18 protein-coding genes are annotated in these 19138 nt (G+C 56.8%); 7 read left to right on the top strand and 11 right to left on the bottom strand.

Annotated features, from left to right (window positions below; genetic code table 11):
- Positions 1-81: 81 nt before the first annotated feature.
- From aroK to trpS, 7 genes are all read left to right on the top strand, one after another.
- On the top strand, positions 82-603 hold the full coding sequence (gene aroK / locus DW56_RS19710) for a shikimate kinase AroK (protein WP_024552823.1): 522 nt from the start codon (positions 82-84) through the stop codon (positions 601-603).
- Positions 604-659: 56 nt separating this feature from the next.
- Entirely contained in the window at positions 660-1742 is a 1083-nt protein-coding gene (gene aroB / locus DW56_RS19705) for a 3-dehydroquinate synthase (protein ID WP_029697470.1), read from the top strand.
- A gap of 101 nt (positions 1743-1843) precedes the next feature.
- Positions 1844-3199, top strand: a complete 1356-nt coding sequence (gene damX, locus DW56_RS19700) for a cell division protein DamX (RefSeq protein WP_024552822.1) — start codon at positions 1844-1846, stop codon at positions 3197-3199.
- Positions 3200-3266: 67 nt separating this feature from the next.
- Positions 3267-4082: an adenine-specific DNA-methyltransferase gene (gene dam / locus DW56_RS19695; RefSeq protein ID WP_024552821.1), complete on the top strand. Its 816-nt coding sequence runs from the start codon at positions 3267-3269 to the stop codon at positions 4080-4082.
- Positions 4083-4123: 41 nt separating this feature from the next.
- Positions 4124-4801 (top strand): ribulose-phosphate 3-epimerase, encoded by a 678-nt coding sequence (rpe, locus tag DW56_RS19690; RefSeq protein ID WP_024552820.1) that lies wholly within the window; start codon positions 4124-4126, stop codon positions 4799-4801.
- Positions 4794-5555, top strand: a complete 762-nt coding sequence (gph, locus tag DW56_RS19685) for a phosphoglycolate phosphatase (protein WP_024552819.1) — start codon at positions 4794-4796, stop codon at positions 5553-5555. The genes rpe and gph overlap by 8 nt, the downstream gene beginning before the upstream one ends.
- Positions 5548-6552 (top strand): tryptophan--tRNA ligase, encoded by a 1005-nt coding sequence (trpS, locus tag DW56_RS19680; protein WP_024552818.1) that lies wholly within the window; start codon positions 5548-5550, stop codon positions 6550-6552. The genes gph and trpS overlap by 8 nt, the downstream gene beginning before the upstream one ends.
- A gap of 59 nt (positions 6553-6611) precedes the next feature.
- On the opposite strand, the gene DW56_RS22015 is transcribed toward trpS, so the two are convergent.
- The 11 genes from DW56_RS22015 to tsgA form a co-directional block, all read right to left on the bottom strand.
- Entirely contained in the window at positions 6612-6779 is a 168-nt protein-coding gene (locus DW56_RS22015; protein WP_024552817.1) for a YhfL family protein, read from the bottom strand.
- A 198-nt stretch (positions 6780-6977) separates the two neighbouring features.
- The gene (locus tag DW56_RS19675; RefSeq protein WP_024552816.1) at positions 6978-7709 is read right to left on the bottom strand and encodes a GntR family transcriptional regulator; all 732 of its coding nucleotides are present in this window, start codon (positions 7707-7709) and stop codon (positions 6978-6980) included.
- Between the two features lie 101 nt (positions 7710-7810).
- Positions 7811-8596 (bottom strand): fructoselysine 6-kinase, encoded by a 786-nt coding sequence (gene frlD / locus DW56_RS19670; RefSeq protein WP_024552815.1) that lies wholly within the window; start codon positions 8594-8596, stop codon positions 7811-7813.
- Entirely contained in the window at positions 8593-9423 is an 831-nt protein-coding gene (gene frlC / locus DW56_RS19665; protein WP_024552814.1) for a fructoselysine 3-epimerase, read from the bottom strand. The genes frlD and frlC overlap by 4 nt, the downstream gene beginning before the upstream one ends.
- Positions 9424-9475: 52 nt before the next feature.
- Positions 9476-10498 carry a fructoselysine 6-phosphate deglycase gene (gene frlB / locus DW56_RS19660; RefSeq protein WP_024552813.1) on the bottom strand — a complete coding sequence of 341 codons (1023 nt, stop codon included), beginning with the start codon at positions 10496-10498 and terminating at the stop codon, positions 9476-9478.
- A 21-nt stretch (positions 10499-10519) separates the two neighbouring features.
- Positions 10520-11860: a fructoselysine/psicoselysine transporter FrlA gene (frlA, locus tag DW56_RS19655; protein ID WP_024552812.1), complete on the bottom strand. Its 1341-nt coding sequence runs from the start codon at positions 11858-11860 to the stop codon at positions 10520-10522.
- 290 nt (positions 11861-12150) lie between these two features.
- Entirely contained in the window at positions 12151-13524 is a 1374-nt protein-coding gene (cysG, locus tag DW56_RS19650; RefSeq protein ID WP_029590214.1) for a siroheme synthase CysG, read from the bottom strand.
- A gap of 20 nt (positions 13525-13544) precedes the next feature.
- A complete protein-coding gene (nirC, locus tag DW56_RS19645; RefSeq protein WP_024552810.1) occupies positions 13545-14348 on the bottom strand; it encodes a nitrite transporter NirC in 804 nt (267 codons plus the stop codon).
- Positions 14349-14611: 263 nt separating this feature from the next.
- Positions 14612-14938, bottom strand: coding sequence for a nitrite reductase small subunit NirD (nirD, locus tag DW56_RS19640; RefSeq protein WP_024552809.1), 327 nt, complete (start codon positions 14936-14938; stop codon positions 14612-14614).
- The gene (gene nirB, locus DW56_RS19635) at positions 14935-17481 is read right to left on the bottom strand and encodes a nitrite reductase large subunit NirB (RefSeq protein WP_024552808.1); all 2547 of its coding nucleotides are present in this window, start codon (positions 17479-17481) and stop codon (positions 14935-14937) included. The genes nirD and nirB overlap by 4 nt, the downstream gene beginning before the upstream one ends.
- Positions 17482-17841: 360 nt before the next feature.
- On the bottom strand, positions 17842-19029 hold the full coding sequence (tsgA, locus tag DW56_RS19630) for an MFS transporter TsgA (RefSeq protein ID WP_024552807.1): 1188 nt from the start codon (positions 19027-19029) through the stop codon (positions 17842-17844).
- Positions 19030-19138 lie beyond the last annotated feature (109 nt).

Here is a 19138-nt window from a genome sequence, read left to right as displayed (position 1 = left end):
GGTTTCAGTTCATTTCCCGTGACGCAGGGTTGTGGCGCACCGGGTTTATCATCAACGAATTGTCTTAGTAGTACCGAAAACATGGCAGAAAAACGCAATATCTTTCTGGTTGGGCCTATGGGCGCTGGCAAAAGCACCATCGGGCGTCAGTTAGCGCAGCAGCTCAATATGGAATTCTACGATTCTGATCAAGAAATCGAAAAACGAACGGGCGCTGACGTGGGCTGGGTCTTCGATGTCGAAGGCGAAGAAGGTTTCCGCGATCGTGAGGAAAAGGTTATCAACGAGCTGACGGAAAAACAGGGTATTGTGCTCGCGACGGGTGGCGGTTCTGTCAAATCCCGCGAAACCCGTAACCGTCTTTCCGCTCGTGGCGTTGTGGTTTATCTGGAAACCACTATCGAAAAACAGCTTGCTCGTACCCAGCGTGATAAAAAACGCCCTTTGCTTCAGGTGGAGACGCCGCCGCGTGAAGTGCTTGAAGCGCTCGCTAACGAACGCAATCCGCTTTATGAAGAGATCGCCGACGTGACCATCCGTACTGACGATCAAAGCGCGAAAGTGGTGGCTAACCAGATTATCCATATGCTGGAAAATAACTGATTCCGGCTAATCCAATACTCGCCTGCGGGTACTAGCACATAAGGTTACTTAGCGTCATGGAGAGGTTGACAGTCACTCTCGGGGAACGTAGTTACCCTATCACCATCGCGGCCGGATTGTTCAACGATCCGGCTTCCTTTTGGCCTTTGCGCGCGGGTGACCAGGTTATGCTGGTAACCAACGAGACACTGGCGCCGCTGTACCTTACCCGTGTGCGTCAGGTGCTGGAGCAGGCGGGAGTGAAGGTCGATCAGGTCATTCTTCCTGATGGCGAGCAATATAAAAGCCTGGCGGTAATGGATACCGTTTTCACCGCGCTGCTGGAGAAACCGCATGGTCGCGATACCACACTTATCGCGCTGGGCGGCGGAGTAGTAGGCGACCTCACCGGGTTTGCCGCCGCCAGCTATCAGCGAGGCGTCCGCTTTATCCAGGTGCCGACTACGCTGCTGTCGCAGGTTGACTCCTCCGTCGGCGGGAAAACCGCAGTAAATCATCCGCTCGGCAAAAATATGATAGGCGCGTTCTATCAGCCTGCTGCTGTTGTTATCGATCTCGATTGCCTGAAGACGCTGCCCGCTCGCGAACTCGCTTCCGGTCTTGCTGAAGTTATCAAATACGGCATTATCCTTGACGGCGATTTCTTCGACTGGCTTGAGAAAAATCTGGATGCGTTGCTGGCGCTGGATGGCGAGGCGATGGCTTATTGCATTCGTCGTTGCTGCGAGATAAAAGCGGAAGTCGTGGCGGCGGATGAGCGTGAAAGCGGCTTACGTGCTTTACTCAATCTTGGCCATACTTTCGGTCACGCTATCGAAGCGGAAATGGGCTACGGCAACTGGCTGCACGGCGAAGCTGTCGCCGCAGGCATGGTTATGGCGGCGCGTACAGCGCAGCGTCTTGGCAATTTCAGCGAAGCGGATACGCAGCGGGTTATCGCGCTGTTAACGCGTGCGGGTTTGCCTGTGACGGGGCCGGAAGCCATGGCGCCGGAAGCGTATTTACCGCACATGATGCGCGATAAAAAAGTGCTGGCGGGGGAGCTGCGTTTGGTGCTGCCGCTGGCGATAGGGAAAAGCGAAGTGCGCGGCGGAGTGCCGCACGATGTGGTTATTAGCGCCATTGCTGATTGCCAGTAGGCGTAACTATTAGAACGGCCTGTCGCCAGTATCTGGCGGCGTTTTATTTCGGGCGATGTGCGTAGCCGCGGGCCGCAATAAGCCTTAGTGTGGGGTGTTAAATGGATGAATTCAAACCGGAAGACGAGCTGAAACCCGATCCCAGCGATCGTCGTCCTGGTCGTTCTCGTAAATCAACTGACTATGATAACGAGCCGCAGTTGAACATCAACGATGTGGAGCTGGACGCTGACGATCCGCGTCCTTCTCGCACCCGTCGCGCGCGCGAAGAAGAGCGTGTACGCGAAGACGAAGCATACGAAGCGGATGAAGCGACAGACGAAGAAGCGGTTGAGCGTCGTCCGCGCAAGCGTAAAAAAGCGCCGGCTAAAGGCCCGGTTTCGCGCCAGCATCTGATGATGGCGCTCGGCATTCTGGTGCTGCTGGTGTTGATTATCGGCATTGGCTCCGCGCTTCAGGGGCCGTCGTCCGACTCCAGCGCGCAAAACCAGCCTGCTGAAAAGAATATCGATCTCGCGGGCAATGCCAGTAACGGCGGCACGCCTGCCGACCAGGCTAACGGCGCGCAGCCGCAGCCGGGTGAAACCTCTGCCGCTAACCCGGCGCCGGGCAACAACCCGCAGGATGTCACTTTACCGCCAATCTCTTCTACGCCGACGCAGGGCCAGGCGCAGCCGCAGCCTGCTAACCAGCAGCGCGTTGAAGTGCAGGGCGATTTGAATAACGCGCTGACCCAGCAGCAGGGGCAGATCGATAACGCCGTATCCGGCGCTTCGACGCTGCCAACCGAACCTGCCACCGTGGCGGCGGTAGGTAATAACAACGCCGCTTCCCGTCAGGCCGCGCCGCAGGAGCCTGCTTCCCGCCAGGCCGCAGCGCCGCGTCATGAGCGCAAACAGGTGGTGATTGAGCCGGAGCCGCGCAAAGCGCAACCGACCCAAAGCAAGCCGCAGGCAACCGCAAAAACGCCTGCCAGCGAGCCGAAGCCTGTCACAACGACGAAGCGTAGCGAACCAGTCTCCGCGCCAGCCAGCGGCACCGCGTCCGAGCCGGTGAAAGCGCCTGCGGCGACTACCGCCGCGCCTAAAGCCTCCGCGCCAGCCACCGCTACCGCCAGCGCGCCTAAGGCCGCCGCGCCTGCGCAAAGCGCCAGCGCGCCAGCCGCCGCGACCGGCAATGTCGGTTCGCTGAAGTCCGCGCCGTCCAGCCACTACACGCTGCAACTGAGTAGTTCCTCGAACTACAACAACCTCAACGCGTGGGCGAAAAAAGAGAACCTGAAAAACTACGTGGTCTATCAAACGACCCGTAACGGTCAGCCGTGGTATGTGCTGGTGAGCGGCGTTTACGCCTCTAAAGATGAAGCGAAGCGCGCGGTTTCTACGCTGCCTGCCGATGTTCAGGCGAAGAACCCGTGGGCGAAGCCGATTCACCAGGTTCAGTCCGATCTGAAATAATGAGTAAAAGCGCAGTATGCTGTCGGAGCCTTTCTCCACAGCGGGGAAAGGTAAAGTAACAAGCAGCATGAAAAAACATCGCGCTTTTTTGAAATGGGCAGGGGGGAAATACCCCCTGCTCGACGATATAAAACGTCATCTCCCTGATGGCGATTGCCTCATCGAGCCGTTTGTTGGCGCAGGTTCGGTCTTCCTCAATACGGATTATTCGCGCTATATCCTCGCCGATATCAATAGCGACCTGATAAGCCTCTACAATACCGTTAAGGACAAGCCGGACGATTACGTTAACGAAGCGCGTTTGCTGTTTACCGCGTCGCATAATCAGTCGGAAGTCTATTACCAGTTGCGCGAAGAGTTTAACCAGAGCGTCGACCCTTTTCGCCGTTCGTTGCTCTTTTTGTATCTTAACCGCCACGGCTACAATGGCCTGTGTCGCTATAACATGCGCGGCGAGTTTAACGTGCCGTTTGGCCGCTATAAGAAGCCTTACTTCCCGGAAGAGGAGCTGTATCACTTTGCCGAGCGCGCGCAGAACGCTCTGTTTTTTTGTGAGTCCTACGATGCCAGCATGATTCGCGCTAAAGCAGGCTCCGTTGTTTACTGCGATCCGCCCTATGCGCCGCTCTCCGCGACTGCCAACTTTACGGCTTATCACACCAACAGCTTTAACCTGGCGCAGCAGCAGCAACTGGCTGAACTGGCGGAAGGCTTGCGCAGCAACCAAATTCCGGTGCTTATCTCTAACCACGATACCGCGCTGACGCGCGTCTGGTATCAGCAGGCAACAAAGCTGCATAAGGTAAAAGTCAGACGCAGCATTAGCAGCAACGGCGGCACACGTAAGAAGGTGGACGAACTGCTGGCGCTCTATCAAGCCTGAGCCGTTTCGCCCGCCATAAAATACTTTTAATGGAGAAGCGGATGAAACAGTATTTGATTGCCCCCTCGATCCTGTCGGCAGACTTCGCTCGCCTGGGCGAAGATACCGCCCGCGCCCTGGCGGCTGGCGGCGATGTCGTCCATTTTGACGTTATGGATAACCATTACGTGCCCAATCTCACGATGGGGCCGATGGTGCTGAAAGCGCTGCGCGACTACGGCATCACCGCGCCGATAGACGTTCATTTAATGGTTAAGCCTGTCGACAGAATCATCCCGGACTTCGCCGCAGCGGGCGCAACGTATATTACCTTCCATCCTGAAGCTTCCGAACATGTTGACCGCTCGTTGCAGCTTATCAAAGAGCATGGCTGCAAAGCCGGTCTGGTGCTGAACCCCGCCACCTCGCTCAACTGGCTCGATCACGTTATGGACAAGCTGGACGTTATTCTGCTGATGTCGGTGAACCCGGGTTTTGGCGGCCAGTCGTTTATTCCGCATACGCTTGAAAAGCTCAAAGAGGTGCGCAGGCGCATCGATGCTTCCGGGCGCGATATCCGGCTGGAAGTGGATGGCGGCGTGAAAGCGGACAATATTGGCGAAATCGCCGCCGCGGGCGCCGATATGTTTGTCGCAGGCTCCGCTATCTTTAATCAGCCTGATTACAAACAAGTTATTGATGAAATGCGCAGCGAACTGGCGAAGGTAAGCCATGGATAAGTTACAGGCCATTCGCGGCGTGGCGTTTGACCTCGACGGTACGCTGGTCGACAGCGCGCCGGGGCTGACGTACGCCATAGACAACGCGCTTTACGCGCTGGAGCTGCCGCCGGCGGGCGAGGCGCGGGTCATCACCTGGATTGGCAACGGCGCCGATGTGCTGGTGGAGCGCGCGCTGAAATGGGCGCGTGATGAAAAGGCGGCCCTGCGCGCCGCCGCCGGAAAGCCGCCGCTGGACGCGATGGATATTCCCGAAGCGGAGCAGGCGCGTATGCTGCGCAAGCTTTTTGACCGTTACTATGGCGAAGTCGTCGGGGAGAGCAGCTTCCTGTTTCCGGACGTTGAGCAGACGCTGCGCGCTTTACATGATAACGGCATGCCGATGGCGCTGGTCACCAACAAGCCGACCCCTTTCGTGGCGCCGCTGCTGGAAGCGCTGGGTATCGCTGAGTTTTTTGCTGTGATTATCGGCGGCGATGACGTGGTTAATAAAAAGCCGCATCCGGAGCCGCTGCTGATGGTGCTTGAGAAACTTCAGCTTTCGGCGCCGGAATTGCTGTTTGTCGGCGATTCGCGTAATGATATTCTGGCCGCTCAGGCTGCGGGCTGCTGCTCGGTGGGCCTGACGTATGGCTATAACTATGGCGAAGCGATAGCGTTAAGCAAACCCGATATTATCTTCGACCACTTCCGTGACCTTTTGCCCGCTCTCGGGCTACCCCACAGTGAAAATCAGGAATTGAAAAATGAGTAAGCCCATCGTTTTTAGCGGCGCGCAGCCATCAGGTGAATTGACCATTGGTAACTACATGGGTGCGCTGCGTCAGTGGGTTAACATGCAGGACGACTACCATTGCATCTACTGTATCGTTGACCAGCACGCCATCACTGTGCGTCAGGACCCGGCAGCGCTGCGCAAAGCGACCCTTGATACGCTCGCGCTCTACCTCGCCTGCGGCATCGACCCGAAAAAGAGCACCATTTTCGTACAGTCTCACGTACCAGAACACGCGCAGCTTGGCTGGGCGCTGAATTGCTATACCTATTTCGGCGAACTGAGCCGCATGACGCAGTTTAAAGATAAATCAGCGCGCTATGCCGAAAACATCAACGCCGGCCTGTTCGACTACCCGGTGCTGATGGCGGCGGATATCCTGCTGTATCAGACCAATCTGGTGCCGGTGGGCGAAGATCAGAAGCAGCACCTGGAGCTGAGCCGCGATGTGGCGCAACGCTTTAATGCTATCTATGGCGATATCTTCAAAGTGCCGGAGCCGTTTATTCCGAAATCAGGCGCGCGCGTCATGTCGCTGCTTGAACCGACTAAGAAGATGTCCAAGTCTGACGACAACCGCAACAACGTCATCGGCCTGCTGGAAGATCCGAAATCAGTGGTGAAAAAGATTAAACGCGCCGTCACCGACTCCGACGAGCCGCCGGTTGTGCGTTATGACGTGGCCAACAAAGCGGGCGTGTCTAACCTGCTGGATATTCTGAGCGCCGTAAACGGCAAGAGCATCGCCGAGCTTGAACAGCATTTCGAAGGCAAAATGTATGGTCATCTGAAAGGCGAAGTGGCGGAAGCTGTCTCCGGCATGTTGACCGAGTTGCAGGAGCGCTACCACCGCTACCGCAACGACGAAGCTTTCCTGCAAAGCGTGATGAAAGAGGGGGCGGAAAAAGCGCGCGCCCACGCGTCCCAGACGCTGAAAGCGGTTTATGAAGCCATCGGCTTCGTCGCTCAACCGTAAAAGAGAAAAACCGGGAAATGTCCCGGTTTTTTTATATCTGCTCTAACGCCCGGCCATTATTACTCTGCTGCCGGGCCGCAGCCGCCAATAATTTTAGAAATAGAAATAGCTGGATGCAGCAGATAATCGTAGCTGCAATTTTTCTGTTTATTTTCAATATGCCCGGTGCAGGCGGTAAGTGTGGAGAGCGCGACAGCCAGAACAGTGAGTTTCACGATACGATTCATTCTTCATCCCTATTAATTGCAGATTCCTGGTATTCGTTATGAATATATTTGTGAATAAAACATAACGGGAGAGAGTTATGCGCTTCAGACGTCGGCGCGTCAACGTCTGGAAAAAGACCCTCTACCGGAATAAAAACCGCTTCCTTTTTGGGTAACCGGAAAATTAAAGGAACCCTTAAAGAATGCCAGCATAAGGCTTCAACGCCGCTGGTTATCTATAGTGAGGCTGACCCGGTTGGCCCGGCAGAACAATTCAGAAAAGTGCACGGGACGATCGTGCTGATCGAAAGCAATTTTGCTGATACGAAAAAGCGGCTCGCCCAGTTCGCACTTCAGCCACTGCGCTTCTGATTTAGTGGCAGTGAAAATGTCGATGGTTTTTTTATCGCTGACTACCCGCGTATCGTATCGCTCCTGAAACAGCTGGTAAGTTGAGGCGCCAGCGGTGTAAATCTCGTCAAATTGTGGATAACGCGCGAGCGGGATCCAGGAGCCGTCGATAAAAAGCGGTTCGCCATCAAGATACATAACCCGGCGCAGCAGAAACATCTCACTGCCGCCGGGAATGTTGAGTTTTTCGCAGAACGGGTCGGCGCTGACCCGCGCCTGCTCAATCACTTCTTCTTTCGTGAGTTTGCCCTGAGAGACGCCGAAATCGGTAAAGCCGCTCACCGTCAGCAACGCGTTCTCCACCTTTTTGCTTTGTACGAACGTGCCTTTCCCCTGCCAGCGGATCAACACGCCATCTTTTACCAGGTCGCTGATAGCCTTGCGGATGGTAATGCGGCTGACGTTATAGAGCGCGCAAAGTTCGTTTTCGGTAGGGATCTGCTGTCCGGCCTGGTAAACGCCCTGCTCGATATCATCCAGCAGACGCTGGCGCACGGTGGCGTAGAGAAGTTGGTGGGAATAGCGCTCCGTAGCTGGCATGAATCGACCCTGAGGTTGTAAAAAGCGTGGGGTTGATTATAGGAGCCTTTATTGTTGAGTAACAGGGCGTTGGCGTGAGGCTCGTCACGCCAACGCAGTCCTTACCATGCGCCGTGGTAGCTGAGGGTTCTGGCGGCGCACTGCGTCCCCTGCTTCATGGCTTCGTGCAGCGGCAGGTTGGCGGCAATGGCGCAAAGAAAGCCTGCGATGTAAGAATCGCCCGCGCCCATTGTATCCACCACGTCCACCAGTTCCGGCGGCATTCGCCAGAACTGTTTTCCGTCCCACGCCAGGCTGCCGTTTTCCCCAAGGGTGGCGATGGCGACGCCTGCGCCGCACTGCACTACCGTTTGCAGCCGGTCACGCAGCCAGGGCGTCTCTTCATTCGCTGAAGCGAAGAGATAATCCAGATGCTCCGGCAGCGTACGCCACAGCGGGCTTTCCCATTTATCGGCGAAATCAAATGAGAGGATTTTTCCTGCGGCCTTCAGCGCGGGAAACGCCCCTTCGGCGTGGCCCCAGATGGCGGAGTGGATGATGTCGAAGCTTTTTAACCAGTCGAGATCTTCTTCGCTCACCTGGAACGCCGCCATTACGCCTTCGGTATAATCGCCAAGAATGCGATCATTGTTACGAAGCTCTACCTGTGTTTGCGCCGTCACGCCCGGCTTTACGCGCAGGCGAAAGGTATTCACGCCTTTTTGCTCCAGGTCGCGCCGGAGCATCTTGCCGTAATCATCATCGCCTACCCAGCTCACACAGGTGGGTTGCATGCCGTAACGGGTACTGTAAACCGCCACGTTTACGGCGTTGCCGCCGGAAAACGCTTTGCCGAGCTGCGCATAGATATCCACGCAGTTATCGCCTACTGTCGCCAGCTTTTTCATTGCGCCTCCTGCGTTAAAAGTTCGCGAAAGCGCGCCAGCGCCTTACGGGCGTAAAGCCGCGGTTCGTTCATGTACATGGTGACCAGTTCAATGGTGCAGTAGCCGTCATAGCCCCGGTCGATAATATCGCGCATCAGCTCGCGCAGCGGCATTTTGCCTTCGCCCGGAATATAGTGGCTGTCGCTGGCGCCGTCGCTGTCGACGATATGCAAATGGCGCAGCTTGTCGCCAAGCTTGTCGAAGTAGCTCATCACCGGCTCGCCCTGAACAAACGGCGCGCAGATATCGACCATGCTGTAAAGCCGCGGCGAGGGAACAAGCGCAAGGGCGCGCAGCACGTCGTTAGCATTACAAACCACATTGGATTCATAGGGCGTGAGCGGCTCCAGCAGCAGGTCGATGCCGATGTCCTCGGCGAAGTCCGCCAGCTCGCGCAGGTTATCGGCGAGGCGCTGCCAGATAACCTCCGGCGTGGTGAGATAACCCGCATGCGCCGCAGAAATCATTGTGAAGCCCGCGCCCATCTCTTTCGCCATCTCCATGGCAAGCTTGATCATATCCAGACTTTCCCGGCGCATCCGTTCGTCGCCCAGCATCATATTGTACGGATAGCCGTTGGTCTCCGGCGTATAGCCGATGATGGGCATCTGATACAGGCGAGAAAGTTCTTTAACGTGGCGGATGCCGCCCGCTTTTAAGTCCGGCGCAAAGGCGTGCGGCCTGCCGCCCCACAGCTCGATCCCGTCGTAGCCCAGTTCGTGCGCGTCGCGAAAGGCGTGCTCCAGCGGCAAACGCTGATGCCCGCAGGTAAACATACCCGTTTTCATAACCCTTCTCCTTGCATGAAAGTCCCGGCCCCCCGCAGAGGCCGGGCGGGGATTAATACTCGACAATGCCGCCGTAGTAACGGCGGTCGTCCGGGTTGTGATCTTTGTAAATGGAGAGGTAGTAGCAGAGCCACTCCATCGGCACGAACATCAGGAACGGCGCAAGCCACGGATGCAGCCCCTGGGAAATCTCTTCGTAGTCGATAACGATGACGTTATCGGTGCGCTGGCGCACAAAGCGAATGGCGCGCTCGGTGGTATGGCGGCTTTCATCATTGCCCAGCAGGAAGAGGAACGGTACGCCCGGCTCGACGATCTCCAGCGGGCCGTGGCGGAACTCGCCGCTCTCAATCACCGAGCCATGGGTCCAGGTGAATTCCATCAGGGTGACGATGCCCTCTTTGTAACCGAGCGGGCGCAGCGGGCCTGCGGAAACGGTATAGATCATCGGCCATTGCGAAGCCTGCTCGCCAAGCTGGCGGCCTTTATCTTCCCAGGTGCGCACCAGATGACCCAGCGCCTGCGGCAGCTTGCGCAGATCGTTTTTGATTTTGCCGATTTCGGCATGCGGCGCGAGGCGGGTGATCATCTCCAGCACCACGCTGTAGCAGAGCAGCAGATGGATCTCCCAGATGCAGTCCGCTTCGTACGCCACCACATGTTCGGCGGCCTGCACAATCGGGCTGTCCGGGCGCTTGGTGAACGCGGCGGTCAGCGCGCCGCAGGCGGCGCCAAGCTCCAGCGCTTTGATCACTTCTTCGGTTTTGCCGTAGTCGGAAACGCCGATAACTGCGCATTTTGAGTCCAGACGGTACGGCGTGTTGTCGCAGAACTCCCAGCCGGAAAGGGCGTAAACCTGCAAGCTGGAGAAACGGTCGGCAAGATGCTTCGCCGTTTGCGCGGCGTTAAGCGGCGAGCCGCAGGCGACAAAATAGATGCGGTCGATGCCGCGCTTAATCATTTCATCGACGATGGCGTGCACGCGTGGCACATCCTTCTCCAGAATCTTCTCCACTTCCTGAACCATATTTTCAGTGACCAGGAAATCCACGGTGCTTTTATCGATATTCAACATGAAACAACTCTCCAGACAGGGTTAGGAAACATGAGCCAGACGGCGGTTGCGCTTTTCCCAGAAGGCGTAAGCGGGCAGGCCGGTGGCGATAACAATCAGGGCGCAGATAAGGCCCGGGACGGGCGCCCATACGAAGGTCGAGGCGACCAGGATGAGGCTTGACGCGATAGCGGCGAAGGTCATCAAACCGAAAGCCGGGGTGCGCCACAGCGGTTGGTAATCTTCCCGTTTGCGACACCAGATAATGGAGCCGAAGGTGAGGGTGTTTTTAAAGCACATCACCAGCGTGAAGTAGCCAAGCAGGCTGGTCAGGTCGGACACAAAGATAAAGAAGATGCCGAGGGCGCATTGCAGGATGATGGAGACATCCGGCGTGTTGTATTTCGGGTGAACGTGACCGAAACATTTGAAGAACAGATTATCTTTCGCCATCGCGTACTCGAGGCGCGGCTGATACATCACGCAACTGGAAAGGGAGCCCAGGATAACAATCATCGCGGTGACGGCGACAAAAACGCCCGCCACGCTGCCGAGCGCAGGAATGTAGGTCAGCGCGTCGGAAATCGGCGTGCCGGAAGCGGCAAGCTTGTCAAACGGCATCAGCCCGGAAATCACCAGCGCCAGCAGCGAGTAGAGCACCAGCACCAGCAGGCAGGAGCCAATCAGCGCTCGCGGCATGGTTTTGCCGGGGTTTTTGATTTCGCCCGTCATGTAGCAGATAGAAGCCATGCCGGTATAAGACCAGCTGGTGGCGGAAATGCCCGCCAGCAGCGCCATCACGCCCGCCGCCGCGCTGGTGGTGGCCGATGTCGCCGGCGCGGTAAAGTTATCGCCCTTCAGCCAGAAAATGCCGACGCCGATAACAATGGCGAAGGGGATAATTTTAGCGATGGTGATCAGCGTCTGGAACGTGGCGCCGCCTTCTACCGAGCGCAGGTGCAGCAGCATAAACGCGAGGATCAGCCCGGTAGCGATGAGCTTGCCGGTGAAGGGGTCGATTGCCACCAGAAAGCCGAGGTTGCTGACAATCGCCAGCGCCATGATAGAGAGCGACGGCGCGTCGTTTGCCCAGAAGCTGGCCCAGCCGGAGAGAAACGCCAGCGGACGGCTGCCTGCGTTTTTCAGGTAAACATAGTCTGCGCCGTTTTCGGGATAGGCGGTGGAGAGTTCCGCGTAAACGCACATCTGCGGGATCACAATCAAACCGCCAATAACAAAAGCGAGCACCGTAAGCCACGGGGTGCCTGCCGCTTTCGCCACTTCGCCAACCGAAACGAAAATACCGGAACCGACGGTCGTTCCGACGGAAATGGCCAGCACGGCCCAGAAGCCGAGCTTGCGTTGGAGTTCCTGGCCTTCCATATCGTTACCTTTTTAGTTTTCAAATGGAGTTGTAGGGGTTCAGAGCGCGTCGCCCGGATGAAGGCAGCAGGAGGCCGCATGACCCGAATAGCGCGGGTCATGAAGAAATCGCTATGCTGTTTTCATGATGAGATGACGCATAACGAATATAACAACATATGATGAGTAGCGTTGGCGAGATGGATCACAAAATCGCCACATGTTAGCGAAGTGTGAGGAGCTGTTTGGTTAACTGTTTGAAATAGAAGAAATTAAATGCGGGCCGCTGTGCGTGGCCCGCCAGAAGAGAATTATTTTGAAGAGAACCAGTTGAGTTTATCGCGCAGCGCCACGACGCGCCCCACAATAATCAGGCTCGGGCTTTCTACCTGCTGGGCCAGCGCAGCGAGCTGCGTGAGCGTCCCTTTCACCACGCGCTGCTTCACACTGGTGCCGTTTTCCACCAGCGCGACCGGCATGTTTGCTTCCATGCCATGCTCGAGCAGTTTTTCCTGAATAGCCGCCGCCTGGTTTAGCCCCATATAGAACACCAGCGTCTGCTTTTCCGCTGCGAGATTATGCCAGTCCAGCTCGCTGCCGGTTTTCAGGTGGCCGGTAACCAGCCGCACGCTCTGGGCGTAATCGCGGTGAGTCAGCGGGATACCGGCATAGGCGGAGCAGCCTGATGCGGCGGTGATGCCTGGTACGACGGAGAAAGGAATGCCTGCGTTGCAGAGGGTTTCCAGCTCTTCGCCGCCGCGCCCGAAGATAAACGGATCGCCGCCTTTCAGACGCACCACGCGTTTGCCGCGCTGGGCTTCGCGCAGCAGGATCTGATTAATCTCCTCCTGCGGTACGCAGTGGTAGCCTGCCCGCTTGCCGACAAACACCCGGTCGGCATCGCGGCGCACCAGGTTCATGATTTCATCAGAGACCAGGCGGTCATAGACCACAATATCGGCCTGCTGGATCTGCTGTAACCCTTTGAGCGTCAGCAAGCCCGGATCGCCGGGGCCTGCGCCCACCAGCACCACTTCGCCGCGGTTTTCCAGCGGTTCGCTGAACAGCGTTTCGGTGATATCCGCCACGTTGGGGCGATCGTCGTTGGCGAGCGACTGGGCGAGGCGGTCATTAACAAATAGCTTTTCCCAGAAACGACGGCGCTCGCTCATGGTGGAAAACGTGTGCTTCACGCGCTTGCGCAGGTTGCCCGCATAGCTCGCCAGCTTGCCGATATGCTGGGGCAGCAAGGCTTCCAGCTTTTCACGCAGCAGGCGGGCAAGCACCGGCGAGGTGCCGCCGGAGGAGACCGCCACCATCAGCGGCGAGCGGTCGATAATGGAAGGCATAATGAAGCTCGCCTGTTTCGGCGCATCCACGACGTTGCAGAAGATGCGGCGCGCTTCGGCGGCTTCGCTTACCTGCTGGTTTACGGCGTCGTCGTCGGTGGCGGCTATCGCCAGCCAGCAGGTGTCCAGCAAGCGCGGATCGAACTCCCCCGTAGCCAGACTCAGCATGCCTTGCTGCGCCCAGGCGTGAAACTGCGGCGTAAACGCCAGCGCGTTAACGGTGACCAGGGCTCCTGCCTCCATCAGCAGACGCGCCTTGCGTTCTGCCACGTCGCCGCCGCCAACCAGCAGACAGGGACGATTGCGTAACTGACAAAATATCGGCAGGTGATCCACGGCGTATCCTTCTTGTCGGCTTAACGGGCGGTTTCAGGCGCGGTTTGCGCGGCAGGCTGCGGGCGCTCTGCACGCGGAGTAGCATACCAGTAACCCAAACCCATGAACACGGCGCCAGAGAGGGTGTTGCCGAGGGTTACCCACAACAGGTTATGGCCAATGCCGGAGAGGGTATACGCTTCGCTGTGATGACCAAACCAGGAGAGCGCGAAGAGCGTCATATTCGCGACGGAGTGTTCGTATCCGGAAGCGATAAAGGCCAGCAGGCACCACCAGATAGCGATGAATTTTGCCGCGCCTTCAGTGCGGATCGCCATCCAGATAGCGAGGCAGACCAGCCAGTTGCAGAGCGCGCCTTTAAAGAACAGCACGGTTGCGGGCGCGGTAGTTTTAGCGAGCGCGACGGTATGCACGAGGCTGGTATCTACCGGCAGCAGGCTGCCGCCGCCCCAGCTGTAGAGCAGGGCGACAAATACTGAGCCCACCAGATTGCCAAGCCAGGTTTGCGGCAGGATGGCCCACATCTGGCCGTGACTGATAGCCCCCGCTTTCACCCCAAGAGTCAGGAACATGGTGTGGCCGGTGAAAAGCTCGGAGCCGGCGATAATAACGAGCGTCAGCGCGATGCCGAAGGTGGCGCCCATTACCAACGGACGCACCGACGGGTCGAGCAGGTTGCCGAGAGTGAAAATCAGGATGATGCCAAGCCCTACGTAAGCGCCCGCCATGGCGGAACTGACCCAGAAGCCCAGCGGATTATTCGCCGAGAGGCGGGCGATGCGGGACGCATTCGCCGCGCACTTATTGATAGTGTCGGTAAACATAGTGGTTATCCTAAAAAGTGAGTGAAATTAAAAAGTAAAAAGGTTCGCCTTAGGGCGTCGCGCCCGGTTTTTCCGGTGCGCTTAATGTTGTTATTTCTTGCCTTGCCCTAAAAATGGGGGAAGGCGGGTGAGGCGTGGAGGCTTAAGCCTCTCTAAGGCGCCTCACCCTGGCCCGCTTTTCTGAAGCGAGAGGGCCACTTGCTGATTCGCGTTAAGCTGCCAGGCGGGTAGGCGCTGCGTTACCCGCCGTTTTGCGCGAGACGTTACGCCTTAACCTGCACCTGGCCGTCTTTCACGCGCGCTTCAAAATGGGCGACGGAACGGCTTTCATCTTCCATGCACAGCCCGTCACGCAGGCGGAAGCGCTGTTTTTTCAGCGGGCTCGCCACCCAGAGCTCGCCCTGGTGTTCGGCAATAATGCCGCGTGAAAGCACGCTTGCTTCAAAGAACGGGTCGATATTGCTGATGGCGTAAACGACATCGTCAGCGCGGGGGCGGAAAATCGCTACCTGGTTATTGCCAAGCAGGGCGCAGACGCCGGTTGCCGGGATAATGTCATCAAGCTGGCAGACGGTGTTCCACTGGCTCATACAGTTTCCTCCTCCACGAAGGTGACCGGGATGCGCTCATACGGCGTAGCCGGACGATGCTGCTCGCGTTCCGCGACGACCTGTACGTTCGGGTCGCGACGATCGCTGTTGATAAAGTGTTTGAAGCGAACCTGCGCCTGCTGGTTGTTGACCGTTTCGGTCCATTCGCAGATAACCGCTTCGCGCAGACGGGTCATTTCCGCTTCCAGCTGGGAATTCAGGCCCAGCTTGTCATCGATAATGACGCTCTTCAGGTAATCAATGCCGCCTTCCATCGCGTCCAGCCATGGGGCTGTGCGGGTCAGTTTGTCGGCGGTGCGGATATAAAACATCATGAAGCGGTCAAGGTACTTAATCAGGGTTTCGCGATCGAGGTCCGCCGCCAGCAGATCGGCATGGCGCGGTTTCATGCCGCCGTTGCCGCAAACGTACAGGTTCCAGCCTTTTTCGGTGGCGATGATACCGACATCTTTGCCCTGCGCTTCGGCGCATTCACGGGTGCAGCCGGAGACGCCGAACTTCATTTTGTGCGGGGTGCGGATGCCTTTGTAGCGATTTTCCAGCTCGACGCCGAAGCCCACGCTGTCGCCCACGCCGTAGCGGCACCATGTGCTGCCGACACAGGTTTTCGCCATGCGCAGCGCTTTCGCGTAGGCGTGGCCGGTTTCAAAGCCTGCATTGATAAGCTGGCGCCAGATTTCCGGCAGGTCGTCTTTGCGCGCGCCAAACAGGCCAATGCGCTGGGAGCCGGTGATTTTGGTGTAGAGATTGAATTCACGGGCGATGCGGCCCACTTCCATCAGCCCTTCCGGCGTGATTTCGCCGCCGGCGGAACGCGGGATAACCGAATAGGTGCCGTCTTTCTGGATGTTCGCCAGGAAATTGTCGTTAGTGTCCTGTAACGGGGTGTGCTGCGGTTTCAGCACATATTCGTTCCAGCATGAGGCAAGCAGCGAGCCGACGGTGGGTTTACAGACTTCACAGCCGTAGCCTTTGCCATATTTCGCCAGCAGTTCGTCGAAGGATTTAATGCCTTCCACGCGAATGAGGTGGTAAAGCTCCTGGCGGGAGAATGCGAAGTGTTCACACAGGTTATTGGTGATCTCAATGCCCTGTTTCGCAAGCTCGGCATTCAGCACCTGGGTTACCAGCGGGATACAGCCGCCGCAGCCGGTACCGGCTTTGGTTTCCGCTTTCAGCGCCGCAACGGTGTGGCAGCCGCGCCCGATGGCGGCGACCAGGTCGCCTTTGGTGACGTCGAAGCAGGAGCAAATTTGCGCGCTGTCCGGCAGTTTATCCACGCCGATAGCGGGTTTGCCCTGGCTTGCATGCGCGGGCAGGATGAGCGAGTCGGGGTTTTCCGGCAGTTCAATAGCGTTCAGCACCAGTTGCAGCAGATTGCCGTAGTCGCTGGTGTCGCCTACCAGCACCGCACCGAGCAGGGTTTTGTTGTCTGCGCTGACAACGAGGCGTTTGTAGACTTCTTTGCTCTCGTCGAGGAAAACATAGCTGCGGGAGTTCGGCGTGCGGCCATGCGCGTCGCCAATACCGCCTACGTCCACGCCCAGCAGTTTCAGCTTAGCGCTGAGGTCCGCCCCTTCGAAGGCGTTAGCGTTGCCAAGGATATGGTCCACCGCCACCTGCGCCATTTTGTAGCCAGGCGCGACCAGGCCGTAGACGCGGTTGTTCCAGCTGGCGCATTCGCCGATGGCGTAGATATCCGGGTCGGAAGTCTGGCATTGATCGTTAACGATGATGCCGCCGCGCTGGGCGATAGCAAGGTCGCACTGCCTGGCAAGCTTATCGCGCGGGCGAATACCGGTGGAGAAGACGATAAAGTCCACTTCCAGTTCGCTGCCGTCGGCGAAGCGCATGGTTTTGCGCGCCTCAACGCCCTGCTGGACAATCTCCTGGGTATTTTTGCTGGTGTGAACTTTCACGCCCATGCTTTCAATTTTGCGACGCAGTTGCTCGCCGCCCATCTGGTCGAGCTGTTCGGCCATCAGCATCGGCGCGAATTCGATAACGTGGGTTTCCACGCCTAAGTTTTTCAGCGCGCCAGCCGCTTCCAGACCGAGCAGGCCGCCGCCGACCACCGCGCCGCGTTTGCTGCGGCGGGCGCAGGCTTCAATGGCGTTGAGATCTTCAATGGTGCGGTAAACGAAGCAATCCTGGGTATCTGAACCTTTGATTGGCGGGATCCACGGATAAGAGCCAGTCGCCATGATCAGCTTGTCGTAGTAGACGCTGCGCCCGGAGCTGGAATGAATGACCTTCTCCTGGCGGTTAATGGTGATTGCCCGTTCGCCAACCAGCACTTTTACGCCATGTTTTTCGTAGAAGCCTTCGCGTACGAGGGAGAGTTCTTCAGCAGTATGGTGGGAGAAATAAGATGAAAGATGCACGCGGTCATAGGCGATGCGCGGCTCTTCACAGAATACGGTAATGTCGAACTGGCCCGGTTCGGCTTTGTCGAGAAGGTCCTCGATAAAGCGGTGGCCGACCATGCCGTTACCGATAATAGCGAGTTTGACGTTGCTCATTTTTGCCTCGATTTCTTTTCTATTACTGCCTACCTTAACGATTCAGCACCCCCACTTATTGATGTGGATCAATTGCCCTCTTATATACCCCTTAAGAGGTATATGATTGATTTTTCGCTTATTTTCTAAGTTATGGAAATTTCTGGAAATTCATACTTGAGGATTTTCTGAACAAAAAAGCGGTTCAACTGCAACGGCGCGGTGAAGTGATCACAAAGAGTTAACAACTAACGCAGCAGGCGCGAAAAGCCTCAGGCGCTGGGTAATGGAGAGAAAGCCAGGAAGTCTGAAGAGAAAGCGAAGTGGTTTGCGTTGGGCAGGAAAATGCCCCTTTTAAAAGCAAAGGGGCAGGGGATGTTATCAGTGCGCGGAGGCGGTTGCCGCATGCTGGCGATGGCGGCTCACAAAGCCCAGCGCGAAGCACATGACAAAGACCACGGCATAAAGACCGTTAGCGGTGAACAGCGCAGCCTGGGGACCGTGATTCGCGACAATCGGGCCGGTGACGATAAATGTCAGCATGGTGCCGACGGTGCCGCAGGTCAGAATAAAGTTAACCAGCTTCGGCGAAGCAATTTTTGTCTGCTGGGAACCAAGCGTAATAATGGTGGTGTAAATCGCGCTGGAGAAGAAACCCAGCGCCAGAATGAACCAGGCCATATGCTCTGGTTTGCTGGTGATGAAAAAGTACATCAGCACCGTGGCGAGGCCAGCCAGCACGGTCAAAATGCGTTGCAGGTCGAAGAAGCGCAGCACAAAGCTGAATATCCACATGCCAATCATGTAAGACATCCAGAAGTTGCTCACCAGCGTACCGGCGTCGTTGAGATTCATGCCGAGACCTTTAGTGGCGTATTCCGGCACCCAACCGATAAAACCAAGCTGACCCAGAATGTAGCAAAGCGCGGCGATGGACAGAAACAGCACGCCGATGCCCCATTTTTCTTTCACAACCGGCTGGTCGCTTTTCTGCGCATGCTTGCCGAGTACCGGGAAATCGCAGCCAAAGGTCAGGATAAAGATAGCGACATAAACCAGGCCAATGCAGGCGTATACCCAATACCACTCAATCGCGCGGGCCAGCAGGAAAGCCGCCACCATTGGGAAGATCATCCCGGCCATACTGAAGAAGGAGTCCGTAAACAGCAGGCGGGAACCGCGCTGGCGGCCTTCATACATATGGGTTATCAGGAATGTGCCAATCGACATAGTGATGCCGCTCACCAGCCCCAGTACAAACATGGCGGCTGAGAACAGCGCCAGGCTCTGGCTGAACATCAGGGCGACAACAGCGACAACCATCAGCACAAAGCCAAAACGCAGTTGGGTTTTCAGCGGCACGATTTCCATCAGCCAGGCATTCAGGAAGATAGAAATAAGGATACCGGCGTTAAGAAACGTAAAGGTGTTGCTCATGCTGGAGACAGGCAGATGGAAATACTCTGCGATGTTGCCCATCACCATTCCGGTGACGATTACCAACGCCCCGGTCAGGGCGTAGGAAAAGAAACTAATCCATGTGAGTCTGATGCGATTACTGTTAGTCATGGGGAGCCTGTGCATAGATATGTAAAGCGCGTTGACAGCGCCGAAAGTATGCGCATTTTATGCTCGAACGTGATCCAATTAAACATTGGAAATGTATTTTGCTGCAACT

Source organism: Franconibacter helveticus LMG 23732 (assembly GCF_000463115.2).
Taxonomy (GTDB): domain Bacteria; phylum Pseudomonadota; class Gammaproteobacteria; order Enterobacterales; family Enterobacteriaceae; genus Franconibacter; species Franconibacter helveticus.
This window is presented reverse-complemented; position numbering and strand designations above follow the sequence as displayed.

What these genes read in the sequence shown, in the direction of transcription:
- nirC (WP_024552810.1), bottom strand. Translation starts at nt 14,348, where the DNA reads ATGTTTACCGACACTATCAATAAGTGCGCGGCGAATGCGTCCCGCATC.
- DW56_RS22015 (WP_024552817.1), bottom strand. Translation starts at nt 6,779, where the DNA reads ATGAATCGTATCGTGAAACTCACTGTTCTGGCTGTCGCGCTCTCCACA.
- damX (WP_024552822.1), top strand. Translation starts at nt 1,844, where the DNA reads ATGGATGAATTCAAACCGGAAGACGAGCTGAAACCCGATCCCAGCGAT.
- rpe (WP_024552820.1), top strand. Translation starts at nt 4,124, where the DNA reads ATGAAACAGTATTTGATTGCCCCCTCGATCCTGTCGGCAGACTTCGCT.
- aroK (WP_024552823.1), top strand. Translation starts at nt 82, where the DNA reads ATGGCAGAAAAACGCAATATCTTTCTGGTTGGGCCTATGGGCGCTGGC.
- frlC (WP_024552814.1), bottom strand. Translation starts at nt 9,423, where the DNA reads ATGAAAACGGGTATGTTTACCTGCGGGCATCAGCGTTTGCCGCTGGAG.
- frlB (WP_024552813.1), bottom strand. Translation starts at nt 10,498, where the DNA reads ATGTTGAATATCGATAAAAGCACCGTGGATTTCCTGGTCACTGAAAAT.
- frlD (WP_024552815.1), bottom strand. Translation starts at nt 8,596, where the DNA reads ATGAAAAAGCTGGCGACAGTAGGCGATAACTGCGTGGATATCTATGCG.
- trpS (WP_024552818.1), top strand. Translation starts at nt 5,548, where the DNA reads ATGAGTAAGCCCATCGTTTTTAGCGGCGCGCAGCCATCAGGTGAATTG.
- DW56_RS19675 (WP_024552816.1), bottom strand. Translation starts at nt 7,709, where the DNA reads ATGCCAGCTACGGAGCGCTATTCCCACCAACTTCTCTACGCCACCGTG.
- nirB (WP_024552808.1), bottom strand. Translation starts at nt 17,481, where the DNA reads ATGAGCAACGTCAAACTCGCTATTATCGGTAACGGCATGGTCGGCCAC.
- nirD (WP_024552809.1), bottom strand. Translation starts at nt 14,938, where the DNA reads ATGAGCCAGTGGAACACCGTCTGCCAGCTTGATGACATTATCCCGGCA.
- gph (WP_024552819.1), top strand. Translation starts at nt 4,794, where the DNA reads ATGGATAAGTTACAGGCCATTCGCGGCGTGGCGTTTGACCTCGACGGT.
- aroB (WP_029697470.1), top strand. Translation starts at nt 660, where the DNA reads ATGGAGAGGTTGACAGTCACTCTCGGGGAACGTAGTTACCCTATCACC.
- dam (WP_024552821.1), top strand. Translation starts at nt 3,267, where the DNA reads ATGAAAAAACATCGCGCTTTTTTGAAATGGGCAGGGGGGAAATACCCC.
- frlA (WP_024552812.1), bottom strand. Translation starts at nt 11,860, where the DNA reads ATGGAAGGCCAGGAACTCCAACGCAAGCTCGGCTTCTGGGCCGTGCTG.
- tsgA (WP_024552807.1), bottom strand. Translation starts at nt 19,029, where the DNA reads ATGACTAACAGTAATCGCATCAGACTCACATGGATTAGTTTCTTTTCC.